We start from the raw sequence: 15,191 nt of genomic DNA, 5'->3' as shown, positions 1-15,191 counted from the left end.
ACGATGGCGGTGTGCCGACGCTCGGTACCGTCGCCCTCGGCGCCGAGCGCGTCGACTGGAAGCGCTACCCCGAGGACCCGGACTTCGTGGTCCTGGCCGACACCGAGGGCAATCGCTTCCGCATGATCGACACCGGCCGATCCTGAGCCCACAGTGTTGTCCACAGGCTGTGGACAACACTGTGCGGCAACCGGTCCGTACGTCCGGCCGGTTCAGCCCCGCTCGCGGATCCTGCGTTCGACGTTGCCGCGGATCGCCCGGGAGGCCGTTCCGGCGGCCGCCGCGAGGAAGACGAAGTTGTACCCGATCTGGAGCACCACCACGAGCCGTGCCGTCTGCCCGGCCGGGGTGATGTCGCCGTAGCCCACCGTCGCCATCGTCACGACGGTGAAGTAGAGCGCGTCCAGCCGGGTCTCCAGTCCGGCGAACTCCGCCTTGTGGGCGCCCAGGACGTAGTACGTGGCGGCGAAGATGGTCAGCGCCAGGAAGATCAGGAAGGCCAGCCAGAGCACCGGCTGCCTGGCCGTCCCCCGCATCACCCCGACGATCTTGGCGAGCATCAGCCAGGTCAGCCCGACCAGCGCCCCCGCGAACACCAGCCAGCTCAGCAGCGGCCGGCGCTCGCCCAGCAACTGCAGCGGCAGCAGGAAGTACCCGAGCATCAGCAGCGTGGACGCGCCGAGCAGCCAGGACCAGGCCCGCAGGTCGGCGGGCGGCGGCAGCGGGTTCTCGGACATCCCGCTCAGCCTCGGCCACCGCACCCTCCGCCGCCCGTCGGACTGCTCCGCTCAGGCCAAACCTCGGTGCCCGGGCGGGCCAGCCCGCTCAGGCCGGGGCCCGGGTTCCTTCCCCGGGCCGCCCCGGCTCGTCCAGCAGCTCCAGCACCGCCAGGACGGCGACCAGCCCGAGCGCCAGACAGAGCGTCACCAGCACCGTCGGGTAGCTCCACAGGACGAAGGCCAGCGCCGCGAGCGCCACCGCCAGCCAGCCCAGCGGGGCCTTCCAGTGGTGGACGAACCGGCCGACCGGCCCGAGTCGCAGCCCGGACCGTCCGGCCACCCGCCGTACCGCGCCCAGTCCGGCGCGCCAGCCGCCCCGGACGGCGCGTGCCCAGCGCCCGGGGCCGATGACCCAGGCGCCGAGCGCGACCAGCAGCCCGAGGGTGACCACCACCCGGACGGCCGAGCGCAGGTACCGCACCAGGCTGTCGTACACCGCCTGGGCGACGGCCTGGTCGACGTCGGCGGGGAGCCGGTCCAGGTAGACGGCCCGGAACACGCTCAGCCCGATGCCCAGCAGCAGCGCACCGCCCGCCATGCCGAGGGCCGTCGTCACCACCGCCTGGCGCCGCCGGGCCGCGAGCAGCACCCCGCCGAGCGCGCAGGCGCCGGCCAGCACCGGGACCCAGAAGCCGGCCAGGTCCAGGACCCGCAGGGCGGTGCGGACCTTGGGGATGGCGTCGGACTGCACCAGCGGGTACGAGGTGTGGATCTCCGGGATCCGGGAGGCCAGCGGGACGCCCTGGTCGACCAGCGCGGACTTCACCCGGGCGATCACCGGGGCGAGGTCCAGCACCACGGTGTCGTTGCGGACCTCGACGGCGCCGCCGCCCTGTCCGGTCACCATCTTCTCCAGGGCGGCGTGCGCGTTCCGGTTGACCTCCGTCCAGAGGGCGACGAAGGCGTCGCTGTCCACGAGCCGGGCGACCTGGGTGTGGACGAGGCCGCTGAGTCCGTCGGTCAGGGCCTGGCCGATGCCGCCCAGCAGGGCGCCGAGCTGGGGCCGGTCGGCCGGGGCGAGGCCGTCGAGCAGCGAGTCGAGCGGGAGCTGCTTCACGATCTCGGCGGTCACCCGGTCGGTGACGGCCGTCTTGATCCGGGGGTCCCTGGCCAGCGGGGCCATCGTCGCGAGGTAGCGGTCGGTGTCGCTGATCTGGGACCTCGCCCAGAAGGCGAGGGCGCTGAGCGGGGTGAGCACGCAGGCGAGGACGATCAGCAGGGCGGCGAAGAAGGAGCGCACCCGGTGCCGGGGCGGCGGACGGTCCGTCGGGTGCGGTGCCGGGCCGGTCGCCAACTGTCGGGCGAGCCGTGCCTCCTGGGCCTCGACGGCGCTCAGCCGGGCCCGCAGCTCGGCCAGCTCGTCGCCGGGCCGGTCGGTCGGCATGCCGGGACTCCGTTCCTCCGGGGGTGCAATCCAGGAGACAACGGATCAGATCGGACGGCCAGTCGGGAGGCGCGGTGGCGCGAACGGCCCCGCGACCAGCCCCTGTGCGGGCCCGCGACCAGCCGCTGAGCGGCCCCGCGAACGGCCCGGAACGGCGGAAAGCCCCTGGTGGGGTCACCAGGGGCTTTCCGGAGGAGAAGAGGAGGATCAGGCGGTCGTCTCGGGCCGCTTGGTCTCGGTGGCCTTGGTCACGTTGGTCGGCGTGACGGCCGGGCGGTCGGCGCTCTGCTGGGGAGCGGCGGTGCTCTGCGCGGTACCGGCGGCAGCGGCGTCCGCCGGGGTGTCGTCCTCGCGCATGGCCTTCGTCTCGGCCTTCAGGATGCGCATGGACTTGCCCAGACCGCGGGCCATCTCGGGCAGCTTCTTCGATCCGAACAGCAGGATGACGACCGCCAGCACCACGAGAATGTGCCAGGGCTCAAGACCGTTCCGCAGCATCCCTGGCCACCGGTCCCTTCTTGTCTAGAGTCGTGGCGGGCGCCAGCGCCCGTGTTGGCCAGTATGCCTGGCCATGACGGAGAACGGATACACCAGCTGGGAAACGCTGGCCAAAAACCAGGTGCCGTTCGAGCGGATCGCGAGCGCCGCGCCGTCCACCTGGCCGAATGCGGGTGCCGAAGCTCACACCCGCCGACCGCTCCGCTCCGATCGGTATCCGATCAGTAGATGAACGGCACCAGACGCTTCGACACCCGGCGGTACTCCGCGTACTCGTTCCCGAGGGCGTCCAGCAGCAGGCGCTCCTCGGCGGAGATCCGCCAGCCGTACGCGGCGAGCAGCAGGGCCGCGACCACCAGGGCGGCGGCCCAGCTGCCGGTGCCGACCGCGTAGCCGACCCAGACCAGCAGGCTGCCGGCGTAGCCGGGGTGCCGGATCAGCCGGTACGGGCCGGTGCGGACCACGCGCTGGGTGTCCACGGTGCGCAGGGTGCGGGTGTAGTAGCGGCCCAGGGTGCGCATGCCCCAGGCCCGCAGCGCCAGCCCGGCGGCCACCGCGGCCACCCCGAACCAGCGGGCCCAGGTGGGCAGTTCGCCGACCGCGGCGCGGTCGAACAGCACCACGGCCAGGACGGAGAGGGCGTAGCAGCCGAGCAGCAGCCGGGTCGACCCGCGGTCGCCGCGGTCGGCGTGCCAGCTGCCGGCGGAGGCGTCCTCGCGCCGGCGCAGCAGCAGCTCGTAGGCGATCCAGCAGAGGAGGCCGAGGAGGGAGAGGAGGGCGGGCAGGGACATGAGGGGCTCCCGGCGGTCGGGTCCGAGGTGTGCCTCCACGGTCCTCCCCGGTGGGCGGCCGGGGCACGCACCCGGGGGTGGACCCACTGCGGTCCACCCCCGGGTGGAGGCCGGGCGCGGGCGTCGCGCGGCGTTCGGGCGGGGTTCGGGGCGCGGAACGGCGGAGAGCCCCCGCCGGGTGGGCGGGGGCTCTCGATGACTCGCGTGGATCGGGCCGGCCGGGTCAGGCGGTGACGGGCTCCGGGGCGGGGGCGGCGGCCGGGAGGTGGCGCATCAGGCGGTAGGCCAGGGCCGCGGCGCCCAGGGCGAAGACCAGGCCGACCACGGCGGCGACGTGCAGGCCGTCGGTGAAGGCGGTGCGGGCGGTCTCCAGCAGGTCGGCGCCGAGCCGGCCGGGCAGGTGGGCGGCGACGGTGGCCGCGCCGCCGAGGGTGTCCTGGGCGGTGCGGGCGGCCTCGCCGTCGACGCCGGCCGGGAGGGCGCCGTCCAGCCGGTGGTGGTAGACGGCGGCGCCGGCCGCGCCGAGCAGGGCGATGCCGAGGGAGCTGCCGAGTTCGACGGCGGTCTCGGAGGTGGCGGAGGCGGCGCCGGCCTGCTCGACCGGGGCGGCGGAGACGACCATCTCGGCGGTCATCGTCATGGTGCCGACCGTCCCGGCGGCCAGCACGCCGGCCGCGGTGAGGACGAGTGCCAGCGGGGAGTGCGGGCCGACCTGGGTCATCATCGCGAAGCCCGCCGAGCCGACCAGGAAGCCGCCGCCCATCAGCACCGCCGGGCGGACCCGGCCGGCCAGCGCCGAGCTGACGCCGACCGCCGCGCCGACGCCCAGGCTCGGCACCAGCGACCAGAGCGAGGCGGTCAGCGGGCTCATGCCCTTGACCAGCTGGAGGTACTGGGAGGTGAAGAGGGCGAAGCCCATCATCGCGAACATCGCGATGCTGTTGACGCTGATCGCGCCGCTGAAGGTGCGGATCCGGAACAGGCCGAGGTCGAGCAGCGGGTTCGCGGCGGTGCGCTGGCGCTGGACGAAGGCGCCGGCCAGCAGGAGTCCGGCGGCGACGGCGAGCCCGGGCAGGAGGCTCCAGCCCTCGACGGCGATCGTCTTGACGCCGTAGACCAGCGGCAGGATCGCGGCCAGCGACAGCGCGGCGCCGAGCAGGTCGAAGCGGCCGGTGCGGCGGGTGGAGCGGTACTCGGGGAGCAGGACGGGTGCGGTCAGCAGCACCAGGGCCATGACCGGGACGGCGAGCAGGAAGGCCGAGCCCCACCAGAAGTGCTCCAGCAGCAGGCCGCCGGCGACCGGGCCGAGGGTGGCTCCGGCGGTGAGGATGCCGCCCCAGGCGCCGAGCGCGATCTGCCGCTGCCTGGGGTCGTGGAACATCGTGCGGATCAGCGCGAGGGTCGAGGGCATCACGGTGGCCCCGGCGGCGCCGAGCACGGCGCGGGCCGCGATGAGCTGGCCGGCGTCGTGCGACCAGGCGGCCAGCAGCGAGGCGCCCGCGAAGCCGGCGGCGCCGATCATCAGCAGCCGGCGGCGGCCGATCCGGTCGCCCAGCGCGCCCATCGTGATGAGCAGCCCGGCCAGCAGGAACGAGTACATGTCCATGATCCACAGCTGCTGGGTGCCGCTCGGCGCCAGCGTGGTGGAGATGTACGGGACGGCGAAGAAGAGCACGCCCATGTCCATGGTGAGGACGAGGGTCGGGAGCAGGAGGACGGCCAGGCCGATCCATTCGCGACGGCCTGCTCGGCCGGTGGTTGCGGTCATGGGGAAGACGGTACGGATGTGTCAGACGCTTGTCTAGTACATATGTGCAAGACATCTGTTCAGTTCTTCCGTAGGATCGGGGCATGGGAAACCGCGAAGACCTGATGGCCGGCGCCAAGCGCTGCCTGTACGAGAAGGGCTACGGGCGCACCACCGCCCGTGACATCGCGACCGCCTCCGGCGTCAGCCTGGCCGCGATCGGCTACCACTTCGGCTCGAAGGAGACGCTGCTCAACGCGGCGATGATCGAGGCGATCGGGGAGATGGGGGAGGCGCTGGGCGCGGTGGTGATCGCCGCCAACCAGGTGTCGGACGACCCGGAGGTGCGCTTCGCGGCCGTCTGGGACGGGCTGCGGGACGTCTTCGTCGAGCACCGCGGGCTCTGGGCGGCCCAGTTCGAGGCGCTCGCCCAGGCCGGGCACGCCCCCGAGTTGGCGCAGGCCTTCGCGGCGGCGCAGAAGGAGGGCCGGCTCGGCCTCGCCGCGGTGTTCCGGGGGCTGCCGGAGGTGCCGGACACCGAGGAGGAGGTCGCCCTCGGGAGCTTCTACCAGACCCTGCTGGCCGGTTACTGCGCCCAGTGGCTGGCCGCGCCCGAACTCGCGCCCAGCGGGCAGGACTTCCTGCGCGGGCTGCGGCTGGTCAGCGACAGCGTGTTCAACCCCGTGCGGCCGTAGGGAACGTCCCGCCCGTGGGGTGCGCCCCACGCGCCCGTAGCGGGTGTTCTGCCGCCCGCTACGCGGTGACGGCGGTCAGCAGCACCACCGAGTCGACGTGCGCCAGCAGCCCGTGCCGCTCCTGCGGGACGGGCTCCAGGCGGCCGGCCGCCAGTTCCAGCCGCCGGCCGGCGATGGTCAGCGAGACCCGGCCGCGCAGCACTTGGACGCTGCCCGCGGTGGGCGGGTTGTGCTCGTCCAGCGCGGTGCCCGCGGTCAGCGCGATCACGGTCTGCCGCAGGATCCCGTCGTGCAGGACCAGGTGGGCGCTGCGCCCGTGCGGGCTCTCGGCCGCCCGGGCGGCGTGCTCCACGGCGAGCTGTTCGAGATCGGGCATCGCGCCTCCTCCTCGCTCCGGGCGCACTCCGTGTGCCCAGGGTCGCGGACGCCCGGGGGCCCCGCACCCGGAAGCGCTCCGCACCCCGGAAGGGCCCCGCATCCCGGAGCGGCCCGAGGTGCAGCCCCCGCCGACTGCCCGCATCGTGGAGGCATGGCGACCAACCAGATCTTCAACGGGCTTCAGGTCAACCGCTCGCTGCTGGCCGGCGGCGTGGTGCTCACCGGCGTCGGTTCGCTGCTCGGCGCGGCCGGCGCGGCGATGGTGTGCGCCGCGCTGTTCACCGCCGGCCGCGGCTGGCTGCGGAGCCTGGAGACCGCTCCGACCGCGCTCGCCCAGCGGGCCCTGCACGACGCGAAGGTGGCGTCCTCGGCCGGCTGGGACGCCTGGCGCGCCCAGCACGGCTCGCCCAACTGAGCCGGTGCGGTTGTCGGTCCGGGTGCGGCGGGTCACGCCTCCAGGCGGCCCGCCGCACCCGGCCCGAACGGCCCGGGCGGCCCGGGCGACCCGAACGGCCCTACAGCCCGAGCGACTTGGCGATGATGCTGCGCATGACCTCGCTGGTGCCGCCGTAGATCCGGAACACCCGGTTGTCGGTGTAGAGCCGGGCGATCGGGTACTCCAGGATGTAGCCGTAACCGCCGTGCAGCTGGAGGCACTTGTCGATCACGGTGGAGGCCGACTCGGTGCAGAACAGCTTCGCCGCGGCCGCGTCCGCGACGGTCAGCTCGCCGTCCTGGTACAGCTCCAGCGCCCGGTCCACCATCGACTGCTGCGCCACCACCTGGGCCTCGCAGTCGGCCAGGGTGAACTTGGTGTTCTGGAACTCGGCCACCGCCTTGCCGAACACCTTGCGGTCCTTGACGTACTGCACCGCGAACCGCACCGCCGCCGCGGACGCCGCGTAGGCGCCGACGGCGATCGCCAGCCGCTCCTGCACCAGGTTGTGGGTCAGGTAGGAGAACGCCCGGCCCTCCTCGCCGAGCAGGTTCTCCACCGGCACCCGGACGTCGCTGAACGCCAGCTCGGCGGTGTCCGAGGTGCGCAGGCCGATCTTCTGCAGCTTGCGGCCGACGGTGTAGCCCGCGGAGGAGGTGTCCACGCAGAGGATGGACAGCCCGGCCCGGCGGTTCTCCGGGTCGTACGGGGCGGTGCGGCAGACCACCAGGACGAGGTCGGCCAGCACGCCGCCGGTGATGAAGGTCTTGGCGCCGTTCAGGACGTAGTGGCTGCCGTCCTCGGAGAGCCGCGCGGTGGTGGTGATGCCCGCGAGGTCGGAGCCGGCGCCCGGCTCGGTCATCGCGATCGCGGTCATGATGTCGCCGGAGACGAAGCCGGGCAGCCAGCGCCGCTTCTGCTCCTCGGTGGCGTACTCCAGCAGGTACGGCAGCACCAGGCCGGTGTGCACGCCCGAGGAGCCGAAGCTGACGCCCGCCCGGGCGGTCTCCTCGGCGACCACCGCCTGGTACTTGAACCCGCTCTCGCCCGCGCCGCCGTACTCCTCCGGCACCTCGATGCCGTAGACGCCGAGCGCGCCGAGCTGCCGGTAGAAGTCGCGCGGCGGGTGGCCCTCGGCCTCCCAGTTCTCGTAGACCGGGACGACCTCGTTGGCGATGAAGTCCCGGATGGTCTCCCGGAAGGCCTCGTGGTCCTCGTTGAACACGGTGCGGCGCACGGCGGCGCTCCCTTCGACGGCACCGGCCGGGGCTGCCGGCCGGGGCGGAACGTGCCTGGTGATGGCCCCACAAGTTAATCCGGGGTAGCTTCGACTGTCCAGCGTCCGAAGGCTATTGGAGCACGGGCGGCGGGGGCGGCAAGTGAATCCTTGCTAGCCTGCTGGGAGTGTCCGGGGGAGACGGCGGGGAGGCGTGCCATGGTGGTCCGACGGCCGCCCGGGCGGCGCGCCCAGATCCTGGCCGTGGCCGCCGACCGCTTCCACCGCAGCGGCTACCACCAGGTCTCGATGACCGAGGTCGCCGCCGGTGTCGGCATCACCGCGCCCGCGCTCTACCGGCACTTCCGCGGCAAGCCCGAACTGCTCGACCGCGCCGTCCGGTTGGGACTGGACGCGCTCGCCGAAGGCCTGCGCCCGGCCCGCACCACCGCCGACCTCGGAGCCGCGCTGGCCGCCGTCGCGGTCGGCCACCGTGCGCTCGGCACCCTGGTGCAGCGCGACGCCCGGCTGCTGCCGCCGGCCCGGCGGGCGGCGCTGCGCCGTGAGCTGCGCGCGGACGTCGCCCTGATGGTCGCCGTGCTGCGCGCGGAACGGCCGGAACTCGCCGTCGGGGACGCCGAGTTGCTCTGCTGGTCGGCGCTCTCGGCCTGCGCCGGGCTCTCCTACCAGTCGGCGGCGCCGCAGCCCCGACGGGCCGAGGCGCTGCTGCGCGAGGTGGTCGCGGCCGTCCTCGCGGTCTCCCCGGGCGGTACGGCCGCGGGGCCCGGCGCCGTGGCCGAGCCGCGGCCGACGCCGGAGCCCGGGGCGCGGGCGCGCCGGGAGGAACTGCTCGCGGCGGCCGTACGGCTGTTCCACCAGCGCGGCTTCGACAACGTCAGCACCGACCAGCTCGGCGCCGCCGTCGGCATCTCCGGCCCCAGCGTGTACCGGCACTTCGACAGCAAGGCCGAGCTGCTCGCCGCCTCGCTGGTGCGCAGCCGCGAGCGGCTCTGGCACGAGGTGGACGGCGCGATCGCGGCCGCCGCCGGGCCCGGGGCGGCGCTCGACGCCGGGCTGGGCGCGTACGTCGACTTCGCGCTGCGCAACGGGGACTACCTGGGCGCGATGCTCAGCGAGACGGAGCGGCTGGCCCCGCCCGACCGCCGGGCCGCGGTGGACTTCCGGCGGGACTTCCTGCGCACCTGGGTCGGACTGCTGCGGCAGGTGCGTCCCGGGTACGACGCGGCGGCCGCCCGGATCCGGGTGCACGCGCTGTTCGCGCTGGTCAACGACGGGGTGCGGAACCGACCGCACAACGCCCGGCCGGACCTCGGGGACTGCCTGCTGCGGCTCGGCCGGGCGGTGCTGGGGCTCTCCTGACCGAGGCTCCCCCGGGGCGAGTCGGCGGCGGGGCCTAGTAGAGGACGTGCGGGTAGTAGACCTGCGCGTCGACGCCGCGGTCGCGCCGGGGAGCGTCGCGCCGGAGGGACTTGTGCTGGACGGTGTTGCCCTGGTCGGCGCTGACCGTCCCGCCGTTGCCCGTCACCGCGACGCCGTTGTTCTGGTTGCCCGCACCCGAACCGGTGGCCGTCTGCTGGGTGTTGACCACATTGCCGTGGACGGTGCCGATGATGTTGCCGGAGCCGGAGTCGCTCACCACGCTGCCGTTGGAACGGTCGCCCGCACCGGCGCCGGAGCCGCTGTCGGCGTGCGCGGTGGCGGCACCGAGGCCGACGAGGAGGAGTGCCCCGAGGGCGGTGACGGCGGCGGCTGCGCGAATACGGGACACGCTGGTCTCCCTGGCGAGAAGCGAATGGTGGTGCCGCCCGGAGCGGCCGCCCCGGGGCGCCGGGACCTGGCGTCGCGCCTTCAGCATTCACCAGTGGGGTGGACGAACTCCACCGAACGGGTGGCAATTCCCCCGATGGTGGAGGGGTGGTCAATTCGACGTTGTCGAAGTTGACCGCATTCCGTCATTCCATCGGGAAGGCGTCAAGAAGAAAGAAATGGTCGCCAGATAGTCGCACTGGCACACTGAGGACCCATGTCTGATGGTGCCCCGCCCGAGTTCACCCCCGCCGAGGAGCTGCGCACGACCGAGGTCGATCTCGGCGGCCTGGTGAACGTCCTCGCCACCCACCTCTACTCCACCCCGCTGGTCGCCCTGCGCGAACTCGTCCAGAACGCCCACGACTCGCACACCCGCCGGCTCCTGGAGGACCCGGACGGCGACCACCGCCCGCTGATCCGGGTGCGCGCCGACGCCGCCCGGCGGACCGTCGCCATCGAGGACACCGGCGCCGGCCTCACCGAACCCGAGATCCACTCCTACCTGGCCACCGTCGGCACCGGCTACACCCGGATGCTGCGCGACCTGACCGGCAACCAGGAGCTGATCGGCGCCTTCGGCCTGGGCTTCCTCTCCGCCTTCTCGGTCGCCGACGAGGTCACCGTCACCACCACCTCGCACCGCGAGCCGGGGCTCGGCCACCGCTACCGCAGCCGCGGCGGCGAGCAGTACCAGGTCGAGCCGGTGCCCGCCCGGCCCCGGCCGGGCACGGTGGTCGAGCTGGCGCTCAAGGCCGAGCACGGCCACCTCGCCGACGAGGACGTCCTGCGCGACGTGCTCGGCCGCTACTGCGTGCTGCTGTCGGTCCCGGTCCACGTCGGCGAGGACGAGCGGCCGGTCAACTCCGTCGAGGTGCCCTGGCGCGGGCGTCCGGAGGGCGACCCGTACGCCGCCCGGATGCGCTTCGCCGCCGCCTTCGGCCGCCGCTTCGAGCCGCTCACCGCCTTCCCGGTCGAGCCGGTCGAGGGCGCCACCGACGCGGTCGGCCTGCTCTGGGTCCAGGACGGCGGCAGCTACGGCAGCAGCGACAACCGCGACCTCGCCGTCTACCTGCGCGGCATGCTGCTCGCCGAGGACGCCCGCGACCTGCTGCCCCGCTGGGCCGGGTTCATCGGCGGCGTGGTCGAGTCCGACCGGCTCACCCCCACGGCCAGCCGCGAGGACCTCCAGCGCGACGAGCACTACCACGCGCTCCGGAAGGCCCTCGCCGACGCCATCGTGGACGGCCTGTACGAGACCGCCCGGCTGCGGCCCGCCGCCTGGCGCCGCATCCTCACCCGGCACGGCAACGACCTGCTCGGCGCCGCGCTCTGCGACGAGCGGCTGTTCACCCTGCTCGCCGACGACGTCCCGGTGCCCACCTCCCAGGGCGACCTCACGGCCGGCGCGCTGCGCGCGGCGGGCGGCGGCGCGGTGCACGTCGCGCTCGGCAGCGGCGGCGGCTTCGAGGAGATGCTGTACCGGGCGATGCGGGTGCCGATCGCGCGCGGCGACCGCTACGCCGTCCTGCCGTTCCTGCACCGCTACGCCGAACTGCGCGGCTGCCGGGTGGTCGAGCTGGGCAGCGAACGCGGCAACCGCGAGCTGTTCCGCGACCCGGAGCGCCCGCTGCCGGAGCACGAGGCGGCCTGGCTGGCCGGCGCCCTCGCCGACCCGGGCGAGCAGCTCGTCCCGGCCCGCTTCGACCCGCCCGGCCTGCCGCTGGTGCTGGTGCCGGACCGCGAGGCCGAGCTGAAGGCCCGGATCGAGGACGACCAGGCGGACGCCCGGATACCGTCCGCCGCCCTGCGGCTGGCCCGCGCCTTCACCGCCCGCACCGACGGCGGGGTCCGGGCCCGGCTCTACCTCAACCTGGCCAGCCCGGCGGTCCGGGACCTGCTCGCCGCCTACCGCGCCGGGCACACCGGCAGCGCGACCGCGGCCGGGCTGCTCCGCTCGATCAAGGTGATCATGGCCGCGGCCTCGTCCGGCCCGTCCGAGGGCGACCTCACCGCCGCGCTGGCCGGCATCGGCACCGCGGTCTCCGCGCTGACCGCCGCCGTCCCGGCCGGGCTGCCGGAGGTCCCGGACAGCCCCGGCGCGCTCACGGAGGAGCCGTGACGGACGGACTGTCAGTGGGGTGCGGTAGACAACTCATCAGCACGACGCAGGGGGAACAGCCATGACCACCGACATCTGGGCCTGGGTGCGGGACACCCACCGGCAACTGGCCGAGGCCGGCCACCACCGGCTGGCCGACGCCATCGTCGAGCTGCCCGAGCACGCCACCGAGGGGCGCAACGAGCAGCTGGACGCGCTCTACCCGGAGGCGGTGGCCGCCGCCCGGGCGCTCGGCCTGCCCTGGGTCGAGGTCTACCTGCGGCACTGGCGGATGCAGAACCTGCTGAACAAGCGCCAGCAGGGCGAGGCGGTGCTGCCCGAGGCGGTCGACCTGCTGGAGTTCGCCCACCGGGAGGACACCGAGGGCTGCCCGCAGTCCGTCTGCGTGGTGCAGGACTTCGCGATCTGCCACGCCCGGGTCGACGGGCCGGGGTACGTGGCCGAGCGCCTCGCCGTGGTCGGCGAGACGCTCGACCGGATCGAGCCCGACCGGGCCTGCTACGACTGCCTCTCCCGCGAGTACTCCGACGCCCTGGAGGACGACGGCCGGGCGGCCGAGGCGCTGGACCACCTGGACTCCGCGGCCAACCGGATGCGGGCGGCCGGCCAGCCGGTCTCGCTCCGCTTCCACCAGGCCCGGGCCGGCACCCTGCACCTGCTGGGCCGGCACGAGGAGGTGCTGGAGCTGCTGGCGACGGCCGAGCGGGCCGAGCAGACGCAGGGGCGCCGGCTGGACGAGCGGGACCAGCGCTGGGGCGCCCTGCTGCGGGCCCGCGCGCTCGCCGCGCTCGGCCGCACCGAGGAGTCGCTCGCCCTGCTGCCCGAGCGGGCCGAGGCCGAACGCCACGCCGACCTGCGCGGCACCTGGGCGGAGACGGCCGAGCTGCTGGTCGCGGCCGGCGCCCGGGAGAACGACGCCGAGCTGGGCGCCGTCCTGGCCGGCTGGGTCGGCTACCTGGACGGCGTCGGCGCGCACCGCCCCTGCGTGGACCTGCTGCTGGCGGCGGGCCGGCTCGCGCTCGCCCGCGGCGCCCGCACGGTGGCCCTGACCCTCGCCGCGACCGGAGAGCGCAAGCTCACCCGGCTGCGGCGCACCGACGGCGTGTCGGAGCAGGTCGCGGCCCTGCGCGCGGCCGCCGAGGCCCTGCCGGAGCCCGAGCTGCCCGTCCCGCCGGGCGAGCTGGCGGCGCACCTGGCCGAGGTCGGGGTGCCCTACGAGACCGGCGCCGACCTGCTCTCCGTCGCCCTGGACCGGTACCGGGGTGAGCAGGCCGGCGCCACCGAACTGGCGGTGCTCCTGGCCACCGTGCTGGGCGGCCTCGGCCACGCCCGCGCCGCGGCCGACCTGCTGTGGCGGCACCTGGAGGACGACCCGGCCGACCGCGAGCTGACCGGCGCGCTCGGCGAGATGCTGATCGACGCCCGGGACGCCGAGGGCATCCGCCGCCTCGCCGACCGGGTGGCCGTCACCGCCCCGGCCGACGGGCACTGGATACGGGCCCGCTGGGCCGCCGCCGAGGGCCGCTGGGACGAGGCGCTGGAGCGGTGCCAGGAGATCCTGGCGCTGGACGACGAGGTGCTCAACACCCGCCGCCTCGCCGCCCACGCCGCCACCGAACTGGGCGACCACGCCACCGCCCAGCGGATGTACCTGGAGCTGCTGGAGCGCGCGGCGCCGGCCGACGGCGCCGCCGAGGAGGAGGACGGCCACCGGACGGTCCAGGAGCCGGACCTCTGGCACCTGATCACCGCCGCCACCGCCAACCGGGACTGGGCCGTGGTCCGCTCCACCGGCGCGCTGCTCGACATCGAGTTCGACGAGCCCGAGGGCCCGGTGGACGAGGAGTGGCAGCTGGTCACCGTCCGCGCCACCCGCACCAACGGCGCGACGTCCGACCTGCCCGCGCTCCGGACGGGCCCGGCCACCGCCCGCATCCTGCCGGTGCTCGGCGACGACCTGACGCTCAACCACGGCGACGTGGTGGTCTTCGCCCCGGCCCTGCTGGAGCGCCCGCCGGCCGAGGACGCCCCCGAGGAGGAGCGGCAGCGCTGGCGCCCGGTGTTCGAGCTGCTCACCCTGCTCGACCCGGCCGGGTACACCACGTACTGGATCGACGGCGGCTGGCCCGGCGACGAGCCGTGGTCGGCGCTGCGCGAGGAGCTGCACGAGGCCGGGTGCGCGGTCTGGGTGTACAGCGGCGACGAGTACCGGATCACCGACCCGGCGGAGGGCGGCGACACCCTGCCCGGCGTCTACGCGGCCCTCGGCGTGCCGCCGACCGCCTCGGCCGCCGAGGCCGACGCCCTGCTGCTGCGGCTGACCGGCGGCTGGGCGCACCCGCTCGCCTGGCCGGAGCTGGCCAAGGCGGCCGGCGCGGACCTCGCCCGGCACGAGGAGACGGTCGAGCGCTACGGGCTCTGACCGCCCCCGACCGTACGGCCCCGGCAGGCCGGCCCTCCCGGGCCCCCGCCGGGGCCGCACGCGTTCCCGGGCTCTCACCGCGTGCGGCCCGCTCCCTGCCCGCGCCGCGTCCGTCCGTCCGACGGGAACCATCCGGTGCCGCCCCGAGTCTTTGTCAATGCTTTACCATTCCATTGCCAAGACCCGACCTTCGGAGTGCCCGCACCGTGACCAGCCTCGCCCTCGGCCCGTCCTGGCTCGATCCGACCACCCTGATCTCCACCTTCGGCCTGATCGGCATCCTGGCCATCGTCTTCGCCGAGTCCGGCCTGCTGATCGGCTTCTTCCTGCCGGGTGACTCGCTGCTGTTCACCACCGGCCTGCTGGTGGCCGGCGGCACCTACCTGCACCAGCCGCTCTGGCTGGTCTGCGCGCTGATCGTGGTCGCCGCGGTGGCCGGGGACCAGGTCGGCTACCTCTTCGGCCGCAAGGTCGGCCCGAGCCTGTTCCGCCGCCCCGACTCCCGGGTCTTCAAGCAGGAGAACGTGGAGAAGGCCGCCGCCTTCTTCGACCGGCACGGGCCCAAGGCGATCGTGCTGGCCCGCTTCGTGCCGATCGTGCGCACCTTCACCCCGATCGTGGCCGGGGTGAGCAGGATGAACTACCGCGGCTTCGTGGTGTTCAACCTGGTCGGCGGCGTGCTGTGGGGCGGCGGGGTCACCGTGCTCGGCTACTTCCTGGGGCAGATCCCGTTCGTCCGGGACAACATCGAGGCCATCCTGGTCGGCATCGTGCTGGTCTCGGTGATCCCGGTGGCGGTCGAGCTGCTGCGGGCACGCCGCTCCGGTGCGGCCGCCGCCGACCGGCACCGCGCCGGGTAGGCGTCCGCCGCTCCGGCCACGGGACGCCGCGTACAT

15 protein-coding genes are annotated in these 15,191 nt (G+C 74.5%); 7 read left to right on the top strand and 8 right to left on the bottom strand.

The genetic code is table 11. From position 1 onward, the window contains the following. Window positions 1–11 precede the first annotated feature (11 nt). A complete protein-coding gene (locus tag AMK13_RS45805; protein WP_274538674.1) occupies window positions 12–146 on the top strand; it encodes a hypothetical protein in 135 nt (44 codons plus the stop codon). Between the two features lie 66 nt (window positions 147–212). Here AMK13_RS45805 and AMK13_RS08910 read toward each other — a convergent pair whose 3' ends face one another. The 5 genes from AMK13_RS08910 to AMK13_RS08890 form a co-directional block, all read right to left on the bottom strand. Continuing rightward, window positions 213–737 (bottom strand): ion channel, encoded by a 525-nt coding sequence (locus AMK13_RS08910; protein ID WP_053112473.1) that lies wholly within the window; start codon window positions 735–737, stop codon window positions 213–215. An 88-nt stretch (window positions 738–825) separates the two neighbouring features. Then, window positions 826–2,163 (bottom strand): hypothetical protein, encoded by a 1,338-nt coding sequence (locus tag AMK13_RS08905; RefSeq protein WP_074001757.1) that lies wholly within the window; start codon window positions 2,161–2,163, stop codon window positions 826–828. Between the two features lie 207 nt (window positions 2,164–2,370). Next, on the bottom strand, window positions 2,371–2,661 hold the full coding sequence (gene tatA, locus AMK13_RS08900) for a Sec-independent protein translocase subunit TatA (protein ID WP_049659292.1): 291 nt from the start codon (window positions 2,659–2,661) through the stop codon (window positions 2,371–2,373). 221 nt (window positions 2,662–2,882) lie between these two features. Beyond that, entirely contained in the window at window positions 2,883–3,452 is a 570-nt protein-coding gene (locus AMK13_RS08895; protein WP_074001756.1) for a methyltransferase family protein, read from the bottom strand. 223 nt (window positions 3,453–3,675) lie between these two features. Further along, complete coding sequence (locus AMK13_RS08890; protein WP_074001755.1) at window positions 3,676–5,220, bottom strand: MFS transporter; 1,545 nt, start codon at window positions 5,218–5,220, stop codon at window positions 3,676–3,678. 83 nt (window positions 5,221–5,303) lie between these two features. Here AMK13_RS08890 and AMK13_RS08885 point away from each other — a divergent pair, with 83 nt between their 5' ends. Then, window positions 5,304–5,894 carry a TetR/AcrR family transcriptional regulator gene (locus tag AMK13_RS08885; protein WP_074001754.1) on the top strand — a complete coding sequence of 197 codons (591 nt, stop codon included), beginning with the start codon at window positions 5,304–5,306 and terminating at the stop codon, window positions 5,892–5,894. Between the two features lie 58 nt (window positions 5,895–5,952). Here AMK13_RS08885 and AMK13_RS08880 read toward each other — a convergent pair whose 3' ends face one another. After that, entirely contained in the window at window positions 5,953–6,270 is a 318-nt protein-coding gene (locus AMK13_RS08880) for a hypothetical protein (RefSeq protein WP_049659213.1), read from the bottom strand. Between the two features lie 153 nt (window positions 6,271–6,423). Between AMK13_RS08880 and AMK13_RS08875 the strand changes: the two genes are divergently transcribed. Further along, complete coding sequence (locus AMK13_RS08875; protein ID WP_074001753.1) at window positions 6,424–6,687, top strand: hypothetical protein; 264 nt, start codon at window positions 6,424–6,426, stop codon at window positions 6,685–6,687. A 100-nt stretch (window positions 6,688–6,787) separates the two neighbouring features. Here the strand turns inward: AMK13_RS08875 and AMK13_RS08870 are convergent, their stop codons facing one another. Further along, window positions 6,788–7,945: an acyl-CoA dehydrogenase family protein gene (locus tag AMK13_RS08870; protein WP_074001752.1), complete on the bottom strand. Its 1,158-nt coding sequence runs from the start codon at window positions 7,943–7,945 to the stop codon at window positions 6,788–6,790. 198 nt (window positions 7,946–8,143) lie between these two features. Here AMK13_RS08870 and AMK13_RS45800 point away from each other — a divergent pair, with 198 nt between their 5' ends. Next, on the top strand, window positions 8,144–9,304 hold the full coding sequence (locus AMK13_RS45800) for a TetR/AcrR family transcriptional regulator (protein ID WP_074001751.1): 1,161 nt from the start codon (window positions 8,144–8,146) through the stop codon (window positions 9,302–9,304). A gap of 34 nt (window positions 9,305–9,338) precedes the next feature. Here AMK13_RS45800 and AMK13_RS08860 read toward each other — a convergent pair whose 3' ends face one another. Then, the gene (locus AMK13_RS08860) at window positions 9,339–9,713 is read right to left on the bottom strand and encodes a hypothetical protein (RefSeq protein ID WP_074001750.1); all 375 of its coding nucleotides are present in this window, start codon (window positions 9,711–9,713) and stop codon (window positions 9,339–9,341) included. Window positions 9,714–9,968: 255 nt separating this feature from the next. Between AMK13_RS08860 and AMK13_RS08855 the strand changes: the two genes are divergently transcribed. The 3 genes from AMK13_RS08855 (at window position 9,969) to AMK13_RS08845 (ending at window position 15,155) form a co-directional block, all read left to right on the top strand. Further along, complete coding sequence (locus tag AMK13_RS08855) at window positions 9,969–11,873, top strand: ATP-binding protein (protein WP_074001749.1); 1,905 nt, start codon at window positions 9,969–9,971, stop codon at window positions 11,871–11,873. A 61-nt stretch (window positions 11,874–11,934) separates the two neighbouring features. Continuing rightward, window positions 11,935–14,295 (top strand): hypothetical protein, encoded by a 2,361-nt coding sequence (locus tag AMK13_RS08850; RefSeq protein WP_074001748.1) that lies wholly within the window; start codon window positions 11,935–11,937, stop codon window positions 14,293–14,295. 206 nt (window positions 14,296–14,501) lie between these two features. Then, window positions 14,502–15,155 carry a DedA family protein gene (locus AMK13_RS08845; RefSeq protein WP_049659017.1) on the top strand — a complete coding sequence of 218 codons (654 nt, stop codon included), beginning with the start codon at window positions 14,502–14,504 and terminating at the stop codon, window positions 15,153–15,155. The last annotated feature ends 36 nt before the right edge of the window (window positions 15,156–15,191 follow it).

It is taken from the genome of Streptomyces sp. CB02056, from assembly GCF_001905545.1.
Taxonomy (GTDB): Bacteria; Actinomycetota; Actinomycetes; order Streptomycetales; family Streptomycetaceae; genus Kitasatospora.
The sequence above is the reverse complement of the archived record's forward strand: the minus strand, read 5'-3'. Positions and strand labels throughout refer to the sequence as shown.

What these genes read in the sequence shown, in the direction of transcription:
- AMK13_RS08855 (WP_074001749.1), top strand. Translation starts at nt 9,969, where the DNA reads ATGTCTGATGGTGCCCCGCCCGAGTTCACCCCCGCCGAGGAGCTGCGC.
- AMK13_RS08905 (WP_074001757.1), bottom strand. Translation starts at nt 2,163, where the DNA reads ATGCCGACCGACCGGCCCGGCGACGAGCTGGCCGAGCTGCGGGCCCGG.
- AMK13_RS45800 (WP_074001751.1), top strand. Translation starts at nt 8,144, where the DNA reads ATGGTGGTCCGACGGCCGCCCGGGCGGCGCGCCCAGATCCTGGCCGTG.
- AMK13_RS08875 (WP_074001753.1), top strand. Translation starts at nt 6,424, where the DNA reads ATGGCGACCAACCAGATCTTCAACGGGCTTCAGGTCAACCGCTCGCTG.
- tatA (WP_049659292.1), bottom strand. Translation starts at nt 2,661, where the DNA reads ATGCTGCGGAACGGTCTTGAGCCCTGGCACATTCTCGTGGTGCTGGCG.
- AMK13_RS08880 (WP_049659213.1), bottom strand. Translation starts at nt 6,270, where the DNA reads ATGCCCGATCTCGAACAGCTCGCCGTGGAGCACGCCGCCCGGGCGGCC.
- AMK13_RS08890 (WP_074001755.1), bottom strand. Translation starts at nt 5,220, where the DNA reads ATGACCGCAACCACCGGCCGAGCAGGCCGTCGCGAATGGATCGGCCTG.
- AMK13_RS08910 (WP_053112473.1), bottom strand. Translation starts at nt 737, where the DNA reads ATGTCCGAGAACCCGCTGCCGCCGCCCGCCGACCTGCGGGCCTGGTCC.
- AMK13_RS08885 (WP_074001754.1), top strand. Translation starts at nt 5,304, where the DNA reads ATGGGAAACCGCGAAGACCTGATGGCCGGCGCCAAGCGCTGCCTGTAC.
- AMK13_RS08895 (WP_074001756.1), bottom strand. Translation starts at nt 3,452, where the DNA reads ATGTCCCTGCCCGCCCTCCTCTCCCTCCTCGGCCTCCTCTGCTGGATC.
- AMK13_RS08850 (WP_074001748.1), top strand. Translation starts at nt 11,935, where the DNA reads ATGACCACCGACATCTGGGCCTGGGTGCGGGACACCCACCGGCAACTG.